This is a genomic window from Arthrobacter sp. Z1-9 (assembly GCF_054792695.1).
The window spans coordinates 1,190,804-1,208,574 of sequence record NZ_CP096456.1; the positions used below are offsets into that span (position 1 = coordinate 1,190,804).

Annotated in this window: 11 protein-coding genes and 1 pseudogene; 8 read left to right on the forward strand and 4 right to left on the reverse strand. The window is 64.3% G+C overall.

Annotated features, from left to right (window positions below; genetic code table 11):
* Window positions 1–94 precede the first annotated feature (94 nt).
* Window positions 95–625, reverse strand: a complete 531-nt coding sequence (locus tag M1D93_RS05530) for an Lrp/AsnC family transcriptional regulator (protein ID WP_461174153.1) — start codon at window positions 623–625, stop codon at window positions 95–97.
* Window positions 626–718: 93 nt separating this feature from the next.
* Between M1D93_RS05530 and hisC the strand changes: the two genes are divergently transcribed.
* Both hisC and M1D93_RS05540 read left to right on the forward strand, forming a co-directional pair.
* Window positions 719–1,816 (forward strand): histidinol-phosphate transaminase, encoded by a 1,098-nt coding sequence (gene hisC / locus M1D93_RS05535; protein WP_461174154.1) that lies wholly within the window; start codon window positions 719–721, stop codon window positions 1,814–1,816.
* 55 nt (window positions 1,817–1,871) lie between these two features.
* Entirely contained in the window at window positions 1,872–3,284 is a 1,413-nt protein-coding gene (locus tag M1D93_RS05540) for an amino acid permease (protein ID WP_461174155.1), read from the forward strand.
* 108 nt (window positions 3,285–3,392) lie between these two features.
* Here M1D93_RS05540 and M1D93_RS05545 read toward each other — a convergent pair whose 3' ends face one another.
* On the reverse strand, window positions 3,393–8,492 hold the full coding sequence (locus tag M1D93_RS05545) for an FG-GAP-like repeat-containing protein (protein WP_461174156.1): 5,100 nt from the start codon (window positions 8,490–8,492) through the stop codon (window positions 3,393–3,395).
* Between the two features lie 1,595 nt (window positions 8,493–10,087).
* Window positions 10,088–10,852: a FadR/GntR family transcriptional regulator gene (locus M1D93_RS05550; protein ID WP_461174157.1), complete on the reverse strand. Its 765-nt coding sequence runs from the start codon at window positions 10,850–10,852 to the stop codon at window positions 10,088–10,090.
* 95 nt (window positions 10,853–10,947) lie between these two features.
* On the opposite strand from M1D93_RS05550, the gene M1D93_RS05555 reads away from it, so the two are divergent.
* The 6 genes and pseudogenes from M1D93_RS05555 to M1D93_RS05580 all read left to right on the forward strand — a co-directional run bounded on the left by M1D93_RS05555 (window position 10,948) and on the right by M1D93_RS05580 (window position 16,752).
* Window positions 10,948–11,826 carry a carbon-nitrogen hydrolase family protein gene (locus M1D93_RS05555; RefSeq protein WP_461174158.1) on the forward strand — a complete coding sequence of 293 codons (879 nt, stop codon included), beginning with the start codon at window positions 10,948–10,950 and terminating at the stop codon, window positions 11,824–11,826.
* A 9-nt stretch (window positions 11,827–11,835) separates the two neighbouring features.
* Complete coding sequence (locus tag M1D93_RS05560) at window positions 11,836–13,185, forward strand: APC family permease (RefSeq protein ID WP_461174159.1); 1,350 nt, start codon at window positions 11,836–11,838, stop codon at window positions 13,183–13,185.
* Window positions 13,186–13,231: 46 nt separating this feature from the next.
* Complete coding sequence (locus M1D93_RS05565; RefSeq protein ID WP_461174160.1) at window positions 13,232–14,011, forward strand: carbon-nitrogen hydrolase family protein; 780 nt, start codon at window positions 13,232–13,234, stop codon at window positions 14,009–14,011.
* A gap of 286 nt (window positions 14,012–14,297) precedes the next feature.
* Entirely contained in the window at window positions 14,298–15,374 is a 1,077-nt protein-coding gene (locus M1D93_RS05570) for a methyltransferase (protein ID WP_461174938.1), read from the forward strand.
* Window positions 15,353–15,928 (forward strand): amino acid permease, encoded by a 576-nt coding sequence (locus M1D93_RS05575; protein WP_461174161.1) that lies wholly within the window; start codon window positions 15,353–15,355, stop codon window positions 15,926–15,928. The genes M1D93_RS05570 and M1D93_RS05575 overlap by 22 nt, the downstream gene beginning before the upstream one ends.
* A 47-nt stretch (window positions 15,929–15,975) precedes the next feature.
* Window positions 15,976–16,752: pseudogene (locus M1D93_RS05580) on the forward strand (carbon-nitrogen hydrolase family protein).
* Between the two features lie 133 nt (window positions 16,753–16,885).
* On the opposite strand, the gene M1D93_RS05585 reads toward M1D93_RS05580, so the two are convergent.
* Entirely contained in the window at window positions 16,886–17,473 is a 588-nt protein-coding gene (locus M1D93_RS05585; protein WP_461174162.1) for an SHOCT domain-containing protein, read from the reverse strand.
* Window positions 17,474–17,771 lie beyond the last annotated feature (298 nt).

A 17,771-nucleotide genomic window follows, 5' to 3' on the forward strand; every position in this document is an offset into this window, starting at 1 on the left:
GCAGGAAGCTTGCGAGCCTGCGGTCAAATAAGCAATACCGCGGCGTTGAAGTGGGATTTTTGGCAGTTGGAAGCAGGAGGAACTGAAAATACGCCTACTTGTGGCGCGCGTCACCTGTTGTTTCGTCCGCGGTGCCCAATTCCTGCCGGGACAGCCGGGCCAGGAGGCCGTCGTAGCGCGGCGGCATGAGTTCCACGACCGAAATGGCGGTGCTGGTCCGCTGGATCCCGTCGATGGCCAGGATCTGGTTGGTGATGCGGTAGAGGTCGGCCGTGCTCCGGGCCACCACCTTGGCCATCAGGTCCGCGTCGCCGGTGGTGGCATGCACCTCGATCACCTCCGGGATGGCCGCGAGCCCGTCTTCCACCGCACCCGCCCGCGTCTGGCTGATGGCCAGTGAGAGGAAGGCCATCAGGTCATAGCCGAGCGCGGCGGGGTCCAGCCTGCGGCTGAAGGAGCGGAGGGCGCCGCTGCGCTCGAGCCGTGCCAGCCGGGCATGGACGGTGTTGCGTGCGACGCCGAGTGTCCGGGAGAGTGCCAGGGCGCTGGCTTCGGGGTCCTTGTCGAGGGCCAGGATGATCCTGCCGTCGAGGGAATCCAGGGTACGAGAGTTAGCGATGGTCATATTTTCACCACACACAGTAGAAGTTGAGCAGAAGTCCCAATGCCATGAGCGTATCTTGCAATGTGCTCCCGATCACAATCATGATCGGTCCTCATGACCCTCACTCAGTTCCGGACTTCACCGGATACCGCGCGCCCCACCCTTCGTGACGCGGTGACCGGACTTCCGTCCTACGTCCCGGGCAGGCGCAGCGCCGGCACGGACATCGCAGCCCTCGCCAGCAACGAAAGCCATTACGAGCCGCTGCCCGCTGCCGCTGCTGCGGTGGCGGCAGCGGCAGCTACCATGAACCGCTATCCTGACGCGGCCGCCGTCGAACTCCGCGAACGGATCGCTTGGCACCTGGGCGTCACGGCGGGGGAAGTGGCGGTGGGACCCGGCAGCGTGGGTGTCCTCCAGCAGATCATCACCGGACTGTGCGACGCCGGGGATGAAGTGATCTTCGCGTGGCGCTCCTTCGAGGCCTACCCCATCCTGGTGGAGCTGGCGGGCGCCCGGCCGGTCCGCATCCCGCTGGACGATGCCGAGGGGCATGACCTCGATGCCATGGCCGCGGCTGTCACTGGGCGTACGAAGGTCATCCTGCTCTGCACCCCCAACAATCCCACCGGTGTCCCGATCAGTCACGAACGCATCGAGGCCTTCCTGCGCGCGGTCCGCTCGGACATCCTCGTGGTGATCGACGAGGCCTACGTGGAGTACGCCGAAGCGGGCAGCGGGCCCGATTCTTTGGAGCTCTACCGCGAGTACCCGAACGTCTGCATCCTGCGGACCTTCTCGAAGGCCTACGGACTCGCCGGCCTGCGGGTGGGGTACGCCGTGGCGGCTCCGGCCATTGCTGAGGGGCTGCGCCGGACCGCCCTGCCCTTCTCGGTGAGCGCGCTGGCCCAGAAGGCAGCCATCGCTTCGCTGGACACGGGGGAGGAGATGGAGGCGCGGGTCGCCGCAGTGAAGCAGGAGCGTACACGGATGGCCGCGCACCTGGCAGCCCAGGGCTGGAAGCTGCAGCCGAGCCAGGGCAATTTCCTGTGGATCCGTGCAGATGACGAGCTCCGGGCGAGACTCGTCGAGGCGTTCGACGGCGCGGGCATCCTGGTCCGGGCCTACCAGGGCGACGGCGTGCGGATCACCATTGCCGACGGCGCCTCCAACGACCGGGTGCTCCGGCTCCTGGCAGCACACGCAGCCTGAAATCAACTGACCCCTCAACCCCAACCCGTTCCACCTACTAACTAGAGGAATCCCCATGGAACAACAGACAAAGACGTCTGCCCGCGCCCTCGGCGCGGCCCTCAAACCCCGCCAGCTCACGATGATGGGCCTCGGAAGCGCCATCGGTGCTGGCCTCTTCATCGGCTCCGGGGCCGGCATCCAGGCGGCCGGGCCGGCGGTGCTGATCTCCTACCTCGTGGCGGGCACCCTCATTATTCTGGTGATGTGGGCCCTCGGTGAGATGGCCGCCGCCAATCCGGACAGCGGTGCCTTCTCCGTCTACACCGCCAAGGCTTACGGGCCGGTGGCCGGAGCCACCGTGGGCTGGCTCTGGTGGATCCAGCTCGTGGTGGTCATCGCAGCGGAAGCGCTCGGTGCGGCCGGCCTGCTGGCAACCATCTTCCCGGCGCTGCCGGTGTGGCTGATGGCTTTCCTGTTCATCGTGGTGCTCACCGCTGTGAACCTGACCAGCGTGAAGAACTTCGGCGAGTTCGAGTTTTGGTTCGCCCTGCTCAAGGTGGCAGCGATCGTGGCGTTCCTGGCTGTGGGTGCTGCCCTGCTCTTCGGCTGGCTGCCGGGCGTCCAGTCGCCGGGCCTGTCCAACTTCATGGGCGATGGCTTCGCGCCCAGTGGTTTCGCCGGCATTGCGACGGCGCTGTTTGTGGTGGCGTTCGCGTTTGGCGGCACGGAGATTGTGTCCGTGGCCGCAGCTGAGACCGCTGAGCCGGCCCGCAGCGTGAAGAAGGCAGTCCGCACGGTGCTGTGGCGCATCCTGGTGTTCTACATCGGCGCCATCTTCATTATCGCGGCCGTGGTTCCCGTCGGCTCGGCGGGGCTGAAGAGCCCGTTCGCCGCCGTGCTGGAGGCCGCCGGGATGCCCGGTGCAGCCACCGCCATCACCCTGGTGGCCGTCGCAGCTCTGCTCTCCGCGCTGAACGCCAACCTTTACGGCGCCTCCCGGATGGCGTACTCCCTGGCCGAGCGGGGTGAAGCTCCGCGGCTGCTTGCATCCGTGTCCAAGGCGCGGGTTCCGGTGGTCGCGGTCCTGGCCAGCGTTGCCTTCGGTGTTGTCACGGTGGTGCTGGAGCTGGCATTCCCCGAGATGGTCCTTGGCGTCCTGCTGAACATCGTGGGTTCCACCTGCCTGCTGGTGTGGACGTCCGCGCTCCTGGCCCAGCTCTCGCTCCGCCTCCGCGCCGACCGCGAGGGAACGGCCCTTCCGCTGCGGATGCCCGGATTCCCGTGGCTCACGTGCTTTGGCCTGCTCATCCTCGCGGCGATCTTTACGGTGGGCTTCATCGGCGAGGAGTCCCGTCCCCAGCTCCTGAGCACATTCGCACTCGTGGCGCTGCTTGCGGTTGCGAACTGGCTGAACCACCGGAACAGGGATGCTCGGCCGGGTGTCGAATCGTCGGACGGCGACAAGCAGCCGGTGCTGATCGACTGAACCAGTCGGCTGCAAGCCACTTCATGGATTCGGGTATGCAGAGGGCGCGTCCGGCTTTTGGCCGGGCGCGCCCTTTTGCTTGCGGGCATGGTTCCTTGGCTTGGCGCCTCAGAGGATCGCGGTCATGGGTGTCCACCCAGGACCGAGGTCGATCCGCTTGTACCAGTCGCCGCTGCCGTTGTTCGGATAGAGCCAGAGCTCGCCGCTGGTGTCGCGGGCTATAACATCGGGCCTGCCGTCACCATTCATGTCACCGGGTGCAATGATCGCGGTCATGGTGTTCCAGCCCGCGCCCAGATCCACGCGTTTGAGCCATTCGTTCTGCCCGTTTCCGGGGTAGAGCCACAGGCGGCCGCTGGTGTCGCGAGCGATGAGGTCGACGCTGCCATCGGAGTTGAAGTCCCCTGGGGCGATGATGGAGCTCATGATGTTCCAGCCTGCGCCGAGATCAACGCGCTTGAGCCAGTCGCCGGCACCGTCGTTGCGATACAACCACAGTTCGCCGCTGCTGTCCCGGGCGATCAGGTCCAGCAAACCGTCACCATTGAAGTCCCCGGGGGCAACGATGGAAGTCATCACGTTCCAGCCGCCGCCCATGTTCTGCCGTCTGGACCAGTCGCCGGTGCCGGTGCCGGGGTAGAGCCACAACTCACCGTTGGTGTCCCGGGCGATGACATCTGCTTTTCCGTCGCCGTTGAAGTCACCTGCGCTGACGATTGTGGACATCACGTCCCAGCCGCCGCCGAGGTCGATCCGCTTGGACCAGTCGCCGGTCCCCGTCCCGGGGTACAGCCACAGCTGACCGGATCCGTCGCGGGCGATCAGGTCTGTTTTGCCGTCCCCGGTAAAGTCATTCAACCGTTTTGCGGTGTACGGGGTGGCTTTGAAGGTGGCAACCCATTCGGTGGTGCCAGTCAGGACGTAATCCGTCTTTGCCTTCGCGGTGACCGTGATGGTCCCCGTGCCTGGGTAGGTCCCGACGGCAACAACAGTGTTGTTGATGAGGTAGTCGACGCCGTTGGTGGCGGGGATGGTGTAGGCGTCCTCGGCTGTGCCGTCTTTGTCCGTGAAGACCACCGGTGCGGGGGTGACCTGGTAGGGGGTGGCCTTGAACGTCGTGGTCCATTCGGTGGTGCCGGTCAGGATGTAGTCGGTCTTGGCTTTCGCGGTCACCGTGATGGTCCCCGTGCCGGGGTAGGTGCCCGCCTCGATGGTCTTGCCACCGACTTCATAATCGACGCCGTCGTTGGCTGGGATGGTGTAAGTGTCCTCGGCGGTGCCGTCGTTGTCGGTGAAGACCACCGGTGCGGGGGTGACCTGGTGCGGGGTGGCCTTGAACGTCGTGGTCCATTCGGTGGTGCCCGTCAGGACGTAATCAGTTTTCGCCTTCGCGGTGACCGTGATGGTGCCGGTGGCCGCGCGGGTGCCGGCAGCAACAACAGATCCGTTGACCAGGTAGTCCACGCCGTCGGTAGTGGGGATGGTGTAGGTGTCCTGGTTGGTGCCGTCGTTGTCGGTGAACACCACCGCGGCCGGGGTGGCCTGGTAAGGGGTGGCCTTGAAGGTGGCGGCCCATTCGGTGGTGCCGGCCAGGACGTAGTCCGTCTTGGCCTTCGCGGTGACAATGACTGTTCCCGTGCCGGGGTAGGTCCCTGCCTCGATGGTCTTGCCGCCGATCTGGTAGTCGACGCCGTCGGTGGCGGGGATGGTGTAAGTGTCCTCGGCGGTGCCGTCGTTGTCGGTGAACACCACCGCGGCCGGGGTGGCCTGGTACGGGGTGGCCTTGAACGTCGTGGTCCATTCGGTGGTGCCGGTCAGGACGTAGTCGGTTTTGGCTTTCGCGGTCACGGTGACGGTCCCGGTGGCCGCATGGGTGCCGGCGGAAACAACAGCGATATTGATGAGGTAGTCGACGCCGTTGGTCGCTGGGATCGTGTAGCTGTCCTGGCTCGTGCCGTCCAGGTCGTTGAAGACCACCGGTGCGGGGCTGGCCTGGTGCGGGGTGGTCTTGAATGTGGTGGTCCATTCGGTGGTGCCGGTCAGGACGTAGTCCGTCTTGGCCTTCGCGGTGGCCGTGATGGTGCCGGTGCCGGGGTAGGTGCCTGCCTCGATGGTTTTGCCGTTGATCTGGTAGTCGACGCCGTCGGTGGCCGGGATCGTGTAGGTGTCCTCAGCCGTGCCGTCTTTGTCACTGAAGACTACGGGTGCGGGGGTGGCTTGGTACGGGGTGGCCTTGAAGGTCACGGTCCATTCGGTGGTGCCGGTCAGGACGTAGTCCGTCTTGGCCTTCGCGGTGACCGTGACGGTCCCGGTGGCGGGGTAGGTTCCGGCGGCTTTCGTCTCACCGTTGACCTGGTAGTCGACGCCGTCGGCGGCCGGGATCGTGTAGGTGTCCTCAGCCGTGCCGTCTTTGTCACTGAAGACTACGGGTGCGGGGGTGGCTTGGTACGGGGTGGCCTTGAAGGTCACGTTCCATTCGGTGGTGCCGGTCAGGACGTAGTCCGTCTTGGCCTTCGCGGTGACCGTGACGGTCCCGGTGGCGGGGTAGGTTCCGGCGGCTTTCGTCTCACCGTTGACCTGGTAGTCGACGCCGTCGGCGGCGGGGATGGTGTAGCTGTCCTGGGTGGTGCCGTCGTTGTCGGTGAACACGACCGGTGCCGAGGTGACCTGGTGCGGGGTGGCCTTGAACGTCGTGACCCACTCGGTGGTGCCGGTCAGGATGTAATCCGCCTTGGCCTTCGCGGTGACCGTGATGGTCCCGGTGCCGGGGTAAGTCCCGGCCGCGATGGTCTTGCCGTCGATCTGGTACTCGACGCCGTCTGTGGCGGGGACGGTGTAGGTGTCCTGGCTCATGCCGTCCCGATCGGTGAATACCACCGCGGCCGGCGTCACCTGGTAGGGGGTGGCCTTGAACGTGACCGTCCATTCCGTGGTGCCGGTCAGGACATAGTCCGTCTTGGCCTTCGCGGTCACGGTGATGGTGCCGGTGGCCACGTGAGTGCCGGCAGCAACAACAGATCGGTTGACCAGATAGTCGACGCCTTCGGTCGCGGGGATGATGTAGGTGTCCTCAGCCGTGCCGTCCTGATCGGTGAACACCACGGGTGCCGGGGTGACCTGGTGCGGGGTGGCCTTGAACGTCGTGGCCCATTCAATGGTGCCGGTCAGGACGTAATCCGCCTTGGCCTTCGCTGTGACCGTGATGGTCCCGGTGCCGGGGTAAGTCCCGGCCGCGATGGTCTTGCCGTCGATCTGGTACTCGACGCCGTCGGTGACCGGGATCGTGTAGGTGTCCTCAGCCGTGCCGTCGTTGTCGATGAAAATCACCGGTGCCGGGGTGACGGAGATCCTCTGAGCCAAGGCGATCAGTTTTGCTGTGGTGGTGGTGTTGGGGTCTGCACCCTGCGGGATGGTTGTAGTGAGGGTGATGCCTGTGTCTGGGTCCTTGTAGTGGATGAAAAGGTTCGGCAGGCCTGAAGCGAGGCGTGGAGTTCTCAGGTGCGCTTCTCCGGCTGCATTGGTGGTGGAACGGGGACGCCAGAATCCGTGGCTGGCTATTAGGCGTTCATTGAGTCCGGTGCCGGCGTCGATCCACTCGTTCGGGCTCATGTCGATGTAGTGGTCGTTGGAGACGGTGGCTCCGGCCACGGGACGTCCGTTGCTGTCGACCACGCGAATTACTGCAGGGATCAGCGGGGGAAGTTTAACGGTTCCGATGTTGGTCGAGCCGCTGATTTCCAGGTTGTTGGTCTCGATGGTGATTTGAGGCTCGGCCTTCGGGGCAGCGTAGGCAAAAGCAAGTACGGGAGAAGTCCCGCCTACGGGGATACTAAAACGGCCTTCGCTATCGGTTAGGGAGTCAGGATCGAGGACGTCCCCGCTGATTCCTGCGAAGGCACCAGCGATCGGCTCGCCGTTCGAATCAACAAGAACACCCGACACAGAGGAGACCGGAGGCAGTTTTGCTGTGGTGGTGGTGTTGGGGTCTGCACCCTGCGGGATGGTTGTAGTGAGGGTGATGCCTGTGTCTGGGTCCTTGTAGTGGATGAAAAGGTTCGGCAGGCCTGAAGCGAGGCGTGGAGTTCTCAGGTGCGCTTCTCCGGCTGCATTGGTGGTGGAACGGGGACGCCAGAATCCGTGGCTGGCTATTAGGCGTTCATTGAGTCCGGTGCCGGCGTCGATCCACTCGTTCGGGCTCATGTCGATGTAGTGGTCGTTGGAGACGGTGGCTCCGGCCACGGGACGTCCGTTGCTGTCGACCACGCGAATTACTGCAGGGATCAGCGGGGGAAGTTTAACGGTTCCGATGTTGGTCGAGCCGCTGATTTCCAGGTTGTTGGTCTCGATGGTGACTTGAGGCTCGGCCTTCGGGGCAGCGTAGGCAAAAGCAAGTACGGGAGAAGTCCCGCCTACGGGGATACTAAAACGGCCTTCGCTATCGGTTAGGGAGTCAGGATCGAGGACGTCCCCGCTGATTCCTGCGAAGGCACCAGCGATCGGCTCGCCGTTCGAATCAACAAGAACACCCGACACAGAGGAGACCGGAGGCAGTTTTGCTGTGGTGGTGGTGTTGGGGTCTGCACCCTGCGGGATGGTTGTAGTGAGGGTGATGCCTGTGTCTGGGTCCTTGTAGTGGATGAAAAGGTTCGGCAGGCCTGAAGCGAGGCGTGGAGTTCTCAGGTGCGCTTCTCCGGCTGCATTGGTGGTGGAACGGGGACGCCAGAATCCGTGGCTGGCTATTAGGCGTTCATTGAGTCCGGTGCCGGCGTCGATCCACTCGTTCGGGCTCATGTCGATGTAGTGGTCGTTGGAGACGGTGGCTCCGGCCACGGGACGTCCGTTGCTGTCGACCACGCGAATTACTGCAGGGATCAGCGGGGGAAGTTTAACGGTTCCGATGTTGGTCGAGCCGCTGATTTCCAGGTTGTTGGTCTCGATGGTGATTTGAGGCTCGGCCTTCGGGGCAGCGTAGGCAAAAGCAAGTACGGGAGAAGTCCCGCCTACGGGGATACTAAAACGGCCTTCGCTATCGGTTAGGGAGTCAGGATCGAGGACGTCCCCGCTGATTCCTGCGAAGGCACCAGCGATCGGCTCGCCGTTCGAATCAACAAGAACACCCGACACAGAGTAGACCTCGGCTGATGAAGCTGGCGGATTCCAAAGCAGCGCCCCTGCTGCGATCGCAAAAATAGTGAAAGCGCTAGCCATACGCTTCAAAGTGGCGGTTGCGCCCACTTCTGCCCCCAAATTCAATGTAAACGAGTATCAAGCCGCATCAAGGAGCCACGTGCCCGGACCCCTTGCCGCTCCATCCTCGTGAAGCGCGGAAACCTCGTAAGAATATCCCACCGAGCTGCCCAGTTACGGCAGATCCCTGACTGGTGCCGTTAGCTCGGCAGAAGAAAACACAGCATTTCCGTGTGTGTCCACGGGTGTGTTAGGCGAAGCCGATATGTCCTGCAGCATTCGGGGCACGGTACGCGGTCGAAAGGCCGCTTCCTCGTTCCGCTGCTGTTTGATCTGTGCTTCGAATGATGAAGGACTCGACGTAGCGGGCAGGGCAATAGGCGCGACGATACGGCTCCCATATCGAGTCTATTAATCGCTTTTTCGATCCATTAGTTGTTGAAGGTCAGTTGAACGGGAAGGGCTGGATACTGAACGCCGCAAAGTGGCACGGCGGCGCAGAAGCCCGGGTCCTCAGCATCGTTCGGGATCCCGGCCCAAAGACTCACAAGGAGGGTGCGAGCGGCAAGTTGGGCATCGAAAATATGACCTAACGGTTGCAGCAACGTGAGGTTTTCGCTGGCAAACTTAGCCCGCACCGTCGGGTCTGGGAATGCCTACCCTTGGTACATCAACATACCGCCCCTTGCTCATCAGGTCAGCCAGGGCACTAAGGTCTTAGACCGCCTACTTGCATTGATGCGAGGGAAAGGATAGTTCTTCTTCAAGGCGGGCATGCTCAGGAGGCTTGGAAAATTCGCGCGCATTGCACCGAGCATGATTGCCAAGAGAGGATTGGTAGGCTGGACAACGACTAGCGGTCCCAAGGCTGTGGGCGGTATTCGCTTATGAGTTGAGCTTCACGAGGCAGAGCCTGAGCTCTTGTCCCGACCGTCTGCCAGCGAACTTCGAGGCCTGCGTGGTCAATTGCGGAACGGGCGGCGGCCTTTGCCCTCATGGGAGTGCCTGCAAGAGCTTCGTCCAGCCGAGCTTGGAGCCACTTCGGGTCTTCTAGGGCTCTGTCAAAAGCATGTTTTCCCAAGCCGGATCCGGCTCCCTTGCCGCTTGCATAGATTGCAAGCCGGCCACGGAGCCCATAGCCCTTCCGTTCTCCAGCCATCCCTACGTAGACAGGGCCGCGACGAGGTTCCGCCGCAATGCGGAACATGTAGATGCCAGGAAAGCGCGGAGCCAGTTTGAGGGCATCACTAAAGGGAATCCATTCGGACCAGGTGCCATGACCCGGGTCATCAACAACTGCTCGCGCGGGATCGGGTCGGAGACTCGGCTCTTAGTCTGCTGGCAAAAGGGCTGGATTAGTGGGAACAGACAAAGGCGTCAATTGTTTTCAAATGCGCCGTCCACGCTCGGCAGCGAGTTGTTCCACGTAAGCGGGTCGAAGAAACGAATTTCCTCCATGCTGGGGAGGTATTTGCACGGCACCGTTGGAACGTTTGTCACGGAGCCCTTGTCGTAGCGTCTTCGGACTCATCCCAACAACGACAGCAGCCCTCTTCCGTGCTGTAGTCGTCCATGAGGCCATCCTGTGGCGGCGGCACGAATGCGAGAGTCTCAATTTAGCCGGACGCCGATGGCCCTCCAACATTTGCAAGCCCCATAAACATCGTCCGGTGCAGGATGTCCACGTGTTTCCGGGCAACCTCCACGGCCTCCTCAACGTTGCGGGCGCGGAGGACGGCCACGAGCGCAATGTGGTCGTGGTTGGACTTGTGCAGCTTCTCGATGGGGTAGGGGATGAAGTAGTCGTAGAGCTCGGCGAGCGTCTCGTGATAAACCTCGACGGCGGAGTGCAGGCATGACGCAGTACCCACGAGTTGATGGAACTGCTCGTCCATCCGGTGGTAGTAGGACCAGTCGCTCGCTTCGGCCATCTCATGCGTCAGCCGCTCCAGCTCATCGAGCTGCTCAGCCGTGGCGTTGACCGCCGCATAGTGTGTCACAGCGCATTCGAACAGCAGCCGCCGGTCCACCAGGCGGTTTACAACCTGGGACTCCGCCGGCGAAGCAGAGAGCTCAGCCAAAACATCAGAAGGCGGCGAATCTGCCACAAACGTCCCGCCGGCCCGGCCGCGCCGGCGGACCACCACGCCCTGCTCGGCAAGGCTGGCCAATGCGCGCCGGGCGGTAATCGGACTGACCGAAAGACCCAGCGCCACGTCCTCCTGGTCCGGCAGCCGCTCGCCCGGCTTCAGCAGCCCCAGGGAGATCGCCATGCCAATCCGCATCCGCACAGCATCAATCGCACTGCGGCGCTCCATTCCGGGCATCCTGCCGGCACCAAAGCGGGCGGGCTCGGCGGTGTCCTCCAGCTGACGGGTCATGTCCGCTACCTTACGGCCCACGCCGCCCCCTTTCCTTTATTGGTTCATTCTGATCTAATATAACCCGGATCACACCCCAACGCGGAGACAAACCCATGCAACGCATCCTTCCCCTCATCGCTGCCCAGGCCCGGCCGCGGCTCATCGGCGAACCCGTCTCGGCCTTCGCGGACGAGGTCAAAGAAGCCCTCGAAGCCCAGCCGCACAGCAAACTGGTGGTCTTCCCCGAGCTCCACCTGTTCGGCGACGAAAACCCGGACCTGCAGCGCACCGAAATGCTCCAGGCAAGTGCCGAGCCCCTGGACGGCCCGCGGGTCAAAGAGCTCAAACAACTCGCGAAAGACCTCAACATCTGGCTGGTTCCCGGCAGCGTCTGCGAACGCGGTCCGGAAGGGCAGCTGTTCAACACCCAGCTGGTCCTGTCCCCGGAAGGTGAGCTCGCCGGCTACTACCGGAAGATCTTCCCCTGGCGCCCGTTCGAGCCGTACGACCCCGGCGACAAGTTCACCACCGTGGATCTGCCCGGCATCGGCAGGGTGGGCCTGAACATCTGCTACGACGCCTGGTACCCGGAGGTGTCCCGCCAGCTCGCCTGGATGGGCGCCGACGTCATCCTCAACGTCGTCAAAACCACCACCCCGGACCGCAAACAGGAACTGATCCTCGCCAAGGCCAATGCGATCGTTAACCAGGTCTTTATGGTCAGCGTCAACTGCGCCGGCCCCACCGGCCAGGGCAAAAGTATCATCGTCGATCCGGAGGGCAACACCCTCGCCGAGGCACCCGACGACGCCCCGCAGCTGCTCACCGCGGAACTGGACCTTTCCGCCGTCGACCGCGTCCGCACGCACGGCACGGAGAACCTCAACCGCCCCTGGTCGCAGTTCCGCGAGGGGGAGCCCGCCGTCGAACTTTCCGTCTACCAAGGCCGGATCAACCCGGCCACCTGGACACCGCCGTCCTACAAGCCCTAAGGAAACACCGTGACAACAACCCTCACCCGCACGCTGAAGCTGCCCTCGCTGGTCCTGTTCGGGCTGGCGTACCTGACCCCCATCATCGTCCTGGGGATCTTCGGCATCATCGCCGAAACCACCGGCGGCGCCGCACCCGCCGCGTACCTCGTGGCGCTCGTGGCCATGCTGTTCACCGCGCACAGCTACGGCCGGATGGCCATCGCCTACCCTGTGGCCGGCTCCGCTTACACCTACGTTCGCCGGTCCATCGATTCCCGGGTCGGGTTCCTGGTGGGCTGGGCCGTCCTGCTGGACTACCTCTTCCTGCCCATGGTCATCTGGCTGATCGGCGGCTCTTACCTGAGCGCCCAGTTCCCCGGCATCCCCATCGGCGTCTGGATCGTGGGCTTCATCGTCATCACCACGCTGCTGAACATCCTGGGCATCAAGGTGGCGGACAAGGCCAATTACGTGCTGATGGCGTTCCAGCTGCTGGTCCTGGTGTTCTTCGTGGCGCTGGCCATTGGCAGCGTGGTGTCCGCCGACGGCGCCGGGGGACTGGCCAGCGGGCAACCGTTCTTCAATGACACCGCCGGCTTCGCCACCATCTCCGCCGGCGCCGCCATCGCCGCGTACTCGTTCCTGGGGTTCGACGCTGTCACCACCCTCACCGAGGAAACCATCAACCCGCGCCGGACCGTGCCGCGCGCCATCATGCTTGTGGCCCTGATCGGCGGCGGCATCTTCGTGGCAGTGTCCTACGTGACCCAGCTGGTCCACCCCGGCGGCGTGTTCGAGGACGCGGCGTCCGCAGCGAGCTCCATTGCCCTGCAGATTGGCGGGCAGCTGTTCGGCGCCGTGTTCCTGGCGGGCCTGGTGGTGGCGCAGTTCGCTTCAGGTCTTGCCGCGCAGGCCAGTGCCTCACGCCTGCTCTACGCAATGGGTCGTGATTCCGTCCTGCCCAAGGCGGTCTTCGGCCGGTTGAGCGAGAAGTTTCACACCCCGGTGGCGAACCTGGTGGTCACCGGCGTCGTGGGCCTGATCGCGATCTTCCTGGACGTGGCCACGTCGACGTCGTTCATCAACTTTGGTGCCTTCACCGCCTTCACTTTGGTGAACGCCTCGGTGGTGTTCCACTATGTGCGCCAGCGCCGGGCCGGGCAGCAGCTGAACCCGGTGTCCTACGTGGTGGTCCCGGTGATCGGCGCCGTCATCTGCGCCTATTTGCTCTCCCAGCTGGACAGCAACGCCATTACGCTGGGGGTGTCCTGGCTGGTGCTGGGCGTGGTAGTCCTGGCCCTGATCACCCGAGGCTTCAAGGCCTCTCCGCCGGAGATGACGGCCACGGAGAAAGCGACGGTTGAGGCGGCTGCCTGACGCTCGCAGTTTGCAGTGTGGCCACCGGGCCGAGGGAAGGATTGCCGTGAGGATTGCGCTGGGGCAGCTGGAGTCGGGCGCCGACCTCCGGGCCAACCTCGCAGTGATCGACCGGTTCGCCGCCGAGGCAGCGCGCGATGGCGCCGCGCTGGTCGCCTTCCCGGAGTACGCCACCTACGAGAAGAAGAAGGTGGACGCGACCTTCCCCGCGGTCGCCGAACCGCTGGACGGGCACGTCTGCCGGGAGTTGGCCGCCATTGCCCGCCGCCACCGCATTGCGCTGGTGGCGGGCGTGGTGGAAACCTCGGACGAGCCGGGCCGGGCGTACAACACGCTGGTGGCGTTCGGGCCCGACGGCGGCGGGCTGGCTGTCTACCGGAAGATCCACCTGTTCGACGCGCAGGGCTTCGGGGAGTCCACGTTCATCAAGCCCGGTCCGTCCACCGCGCCGGTGGTGTTCGAGCACGGGGGAGTGCGGTTCGGGCTGATGAGCTGCTACGACCTGCGGTTCCCGGAGCTGGCCAGGTCACTGGCCGACGCCGGCGCGCAGGTCCTGCTGGTCTGCTCGTCCTGGGTGCCGGGTATTCATAAGACGGAGCAGTGGCTGGCACTGAACGCGGCGCGGGCGATCGAGAACAGCGTCTACGTGGCAGGGGTGTGCCAGGCGCCGCCGGTGTCGGTCGGGCGGAGCGTGCTGGTGGACCCGATGGGGGTGGTTGAGGCGGACCTCGGGCTGGAGCCGGGTGTTCGGGCGGTGGAGGTCTCGCTGGATACGGTGGACCGGGTGCGGGAGTCATTCCCGATGTTCCGGCAGCGGCGGCTGTAGCACCCCTGTATCCTGACAATGTAGGTTCAAGGGCTCCAGCGGCCATCGATCAAGAAGCTCGGTTCGCTGCCGGATGACGGTCTGGAATCTTGGGCCGTAGCCTTGGACGTCGTGGAATCGCCGCCGCAACCGTCAGTCTCCGATCCGCCCCCGGACTTTGGAATGGATCTTTATCAGTACCGACATGCCAGCTCCCCTGGGAATCCCGACGCCGGGCTCCAAGCCCTCGCGCACAGCTGTGGTGGATGAACGCGCCCTCGTGTGCTGGGTCGAGGCTGGTGTCAGCATGACCGCGCGATGGCGTTCGGCGAACGGCAGACCGGCGCCGACGCGCGTCGAAGTGGTCTCCGACTCTCTCACGGCCCATGAGGCGTACCGGATGGCGTCGCAGGGGATCGCGATGCTCTGGCACGGTGACTTCCACAACGCACGGCAGATCCTCAACGCCCTGGACCGGCGGATAAGCGCCGGAAAGAAAGAGATCGCAGGAACTCCGGCCGAAAAGTTCTATCGGCATCGCCAGTCCCGCTCGCATCGTGCACGCATTCTCGGCCTGCTGCTGATTCCCCTTGATCCGGGCCCGGTGGTGCCGCTGCGCCGAGCACCGGATATCCGGGAGGCCGCCGCTGAAGCGTACGGTGATGTCGGCGAATCTTCCATTGTGTCCCTGCATGAGCTTGTCGGGGCAATTGGCGCCCACGAGTGGCGACGCAATGGCGTCTACGTCGACGCCCTGCAGGGCCGCATCCACCCGCACTATGGCACGTTCTTCCCCACCCGGAGTGAGTATGTGGATCTCGTGGCCGCCGCTGCGCTGCCCTCTGACACGCTGGCGTTCGACGTCGGAACCGGCACCGGGGTACTCGCCGCCGTCCTCGCGCGCCGTGGCGTCCACCGCGTGGTAGCAACGGACAATGAACCTCGTGCAATCGCCTGCGCCGGTGAGAATTTCCGGAACCTCGGTGTCCAGGACCGTGCTGAGGCCGTCCTGACCGACATGTTCCCGCCCGGACGGGCACCGCTCGTCGTGTGCAACCCGCCCTGGATTCCGGCCACGCCGCATTCCACCCTGGACAGCGCTGTCTACGACCCCGGCAGCAGGATGTTGTTCCGCTTCCTGAACGAACTCCCCGACCATCTGGAGCCGGGCGGTGAGGGCTGGCTTGTCCTCTCCGACCTGGCCGAGCACCTTGGCCTGCGGTCGCGTGACGATCTGCTGACCGCCATCAAGGCGGCCGGGCTGAAGGTGCGGGAACGGCTCGACACCAAGCCAACCCACCCGAAGGCATCGGATCGCGACGATCCTCTGTTCGAGGCGCGCGCGGCCGAGGTCACGTCCCTGTGGCGGCTTGTTCGCCGATAGTCGCCCTGCAGATCGGCGGACAGCTGTTCGGCGCTGTGTTCCTGGCCGGGCTGGTGGTGGCGCAGTTCGCGTCCGGCGTCGCAGCCCAGGCCAGTGCCTCCCGCCTGTTGTATGCGATGGGCCGCGACTCCGTCCTGCCCAAGGCGGTCTTTGGCCGGCTCAGCGAGAAGTTCCACACGCCGGTGGCGAACCTGGTGGTCACCGGCATCGTTGGGCTGATCGCGATCTTCCTGGACGTGGCCACGTCGACGTCGTTCATCAACTTTGGTGCCTTCACCGCCTTCACGCTGGTGAACGCCTCGGTGGTGTTCCACTATGTGCGCCAGCGCCGGGCCGGGCAGCAGTTGAACCCGGTGTCCTATGTGGTGGTCCCGGTGATCGGCGCGGTCATCTGCGCCTACTTGCTCTCCCGGCTGGACAGCAACGCCATTACGCTGGGTGTGTCCTGGCTGGTGCTGGGCGTGGTGGTTCTTGCCCTGATCACGCGCGGGTTCAAGGCCTCGCCGCCGGAGATGACGGCCACGGAGAAGGCGACGGCCGAGGCCGCCGCCTGATTCTGGCAGTTTGTCGTGTGGCCGCTTGGCCGAGGGAAGGAAGTGCCGTGAGGATTGCGCTGGGGCCGCTGGAGTCGGGTGCCGTCATCCGGGCCAACCTCGCCGCGATTGACCGGTTCGCCGCCGAGGCCGCGCGCGACGGCGCCGCGCTGGTCGCCTTCCCGGAGTACGCCACCTACGAGAAGAAGGTGGACGCGACGTTCCTCGCAGTGGCCGAGCGGCTGGACGGACCCGTCTGCCGCGAGCTTGCCCGCATTGCCCGTCGTCACCGCATCGCACTGGTGGCGGGCGTGGTGGAAACCTCGGACGAGCCGGGCCGGGCGTACAACACTTTGGTGGCGTTCGGGCCCGACGGCGGCGGGCTGGCTGTCTACCGGAAGATCCACCTGTTCGACGCGCAGGGCTTCGGGGAGTCCACGTTCATCTAGCCCGGTCCGTCCACCGCGCCGGTGGTGTTCGAGCACGGGGGAGTGCGGTTCGGGCTGATGACCTGCTATGATCTGCGGTTCCCGGAGTTGGCCAGGTCACTGGCCGACGCCGGCGCGCAGGTCCTGCTGGTTTGCTCGTCCTGGGTCCCGGGCGAGCACAAGACCGAGCAGTGGCTGGCACTGAACGCAGCGCGGGCGATTGAGAACAGCGCGTACGTGGCAGGGGTGTGCCAGTCGCCGCCGGTATCGGTGGGCCGGAGCGTGCTCGTGGACCCGATGGGACTGGTTGAGGCCGACCTTGGGCTTGCCGCTGGCGTCCGGTCGGTTGAGGTTTCGCTGGAGACGGTGGACCGGGTGCGGGAGTCGTTCCCGATGTTCCGGCAGCGGCGGCTTTAGGGCAGAGAAAACTAGCTAGGTGCCGTAAGCGCGGGGATGCGGGAAAACGGTAGCTTCGGAAATGGTAACTGTCGACCTGGTGGTCGGGACGTTTTCACATCGCCGCCGTACCAATGATTTCAATTCTTAGGCGTCAGAGCCGGTCCAGCAGCTGTGCCTTCTTTGCGCTGAACTCATCGTCGGAGAGAATGCCCGCGTCACGCAGGGAGGCGAGCTTAGAGATTACCTCTGTGACATCGGGTGTGGTGATCGGCGCTTCGTCCGCCGGCGGAGTCTTGATTGGGGCAGGGAGTCGATCCTTGATGATTCCCGATACGAGCGAAAATGCCTGCTCTGTCACTGTGGGCTTCTCCACCGGACCCGGAACAACCTCACCTGGCGATCGTTCAGTGGTCAGCGCACGCTGATTCTCAAGCACGAGTTCAAAGTGTTTGAACATCCCGTCAGGCAACTTGATCAGTGAGCGCTTGCCGTCCGCCCAATCGACGCGCACAACATGAGACGATCCGATGGCATCGAACGTCGCGCTGACTGCCGCTGAAGCTGCCTTTCCAAGCCGCCCTGGAAGGACGGCTCCGGCTACCGCCTTGCTCACGTCGCCCACCGGGTTGCCCTTCCCGTCGGTGATGACTTCGTCCCACTCCACGACGTTGTCAGGCGTCAACTTTCGGAACTTGAGCCCTGCCTGCACAACGAGTGTGCTGCCCATTGGGGTCGACACAGTCGCACCTTTGTAATCTCCACCGACGACGCGCCCGTTACCCACCATGGCCACATTCTAACTGCGGACGGACAACAGGACGCATTGTTGCAACAGCGTGCGCGGTGGTGGCGTACGGGGTGGGCGCTCAAGCAGCGCAACCGAACCCGGACCCATGGCGCGGTGTTCTATGCCTGGAGTCCCCACTGCCTTGCCTCAGCGGTGGGACTGTCGCGACACCCCGGCCACTCACCCCTGCCTCTCACCGCGGAGTCGATGGAAGTCCACAGTGGCGCACCGCATTTCCTCTTCTCCGCGT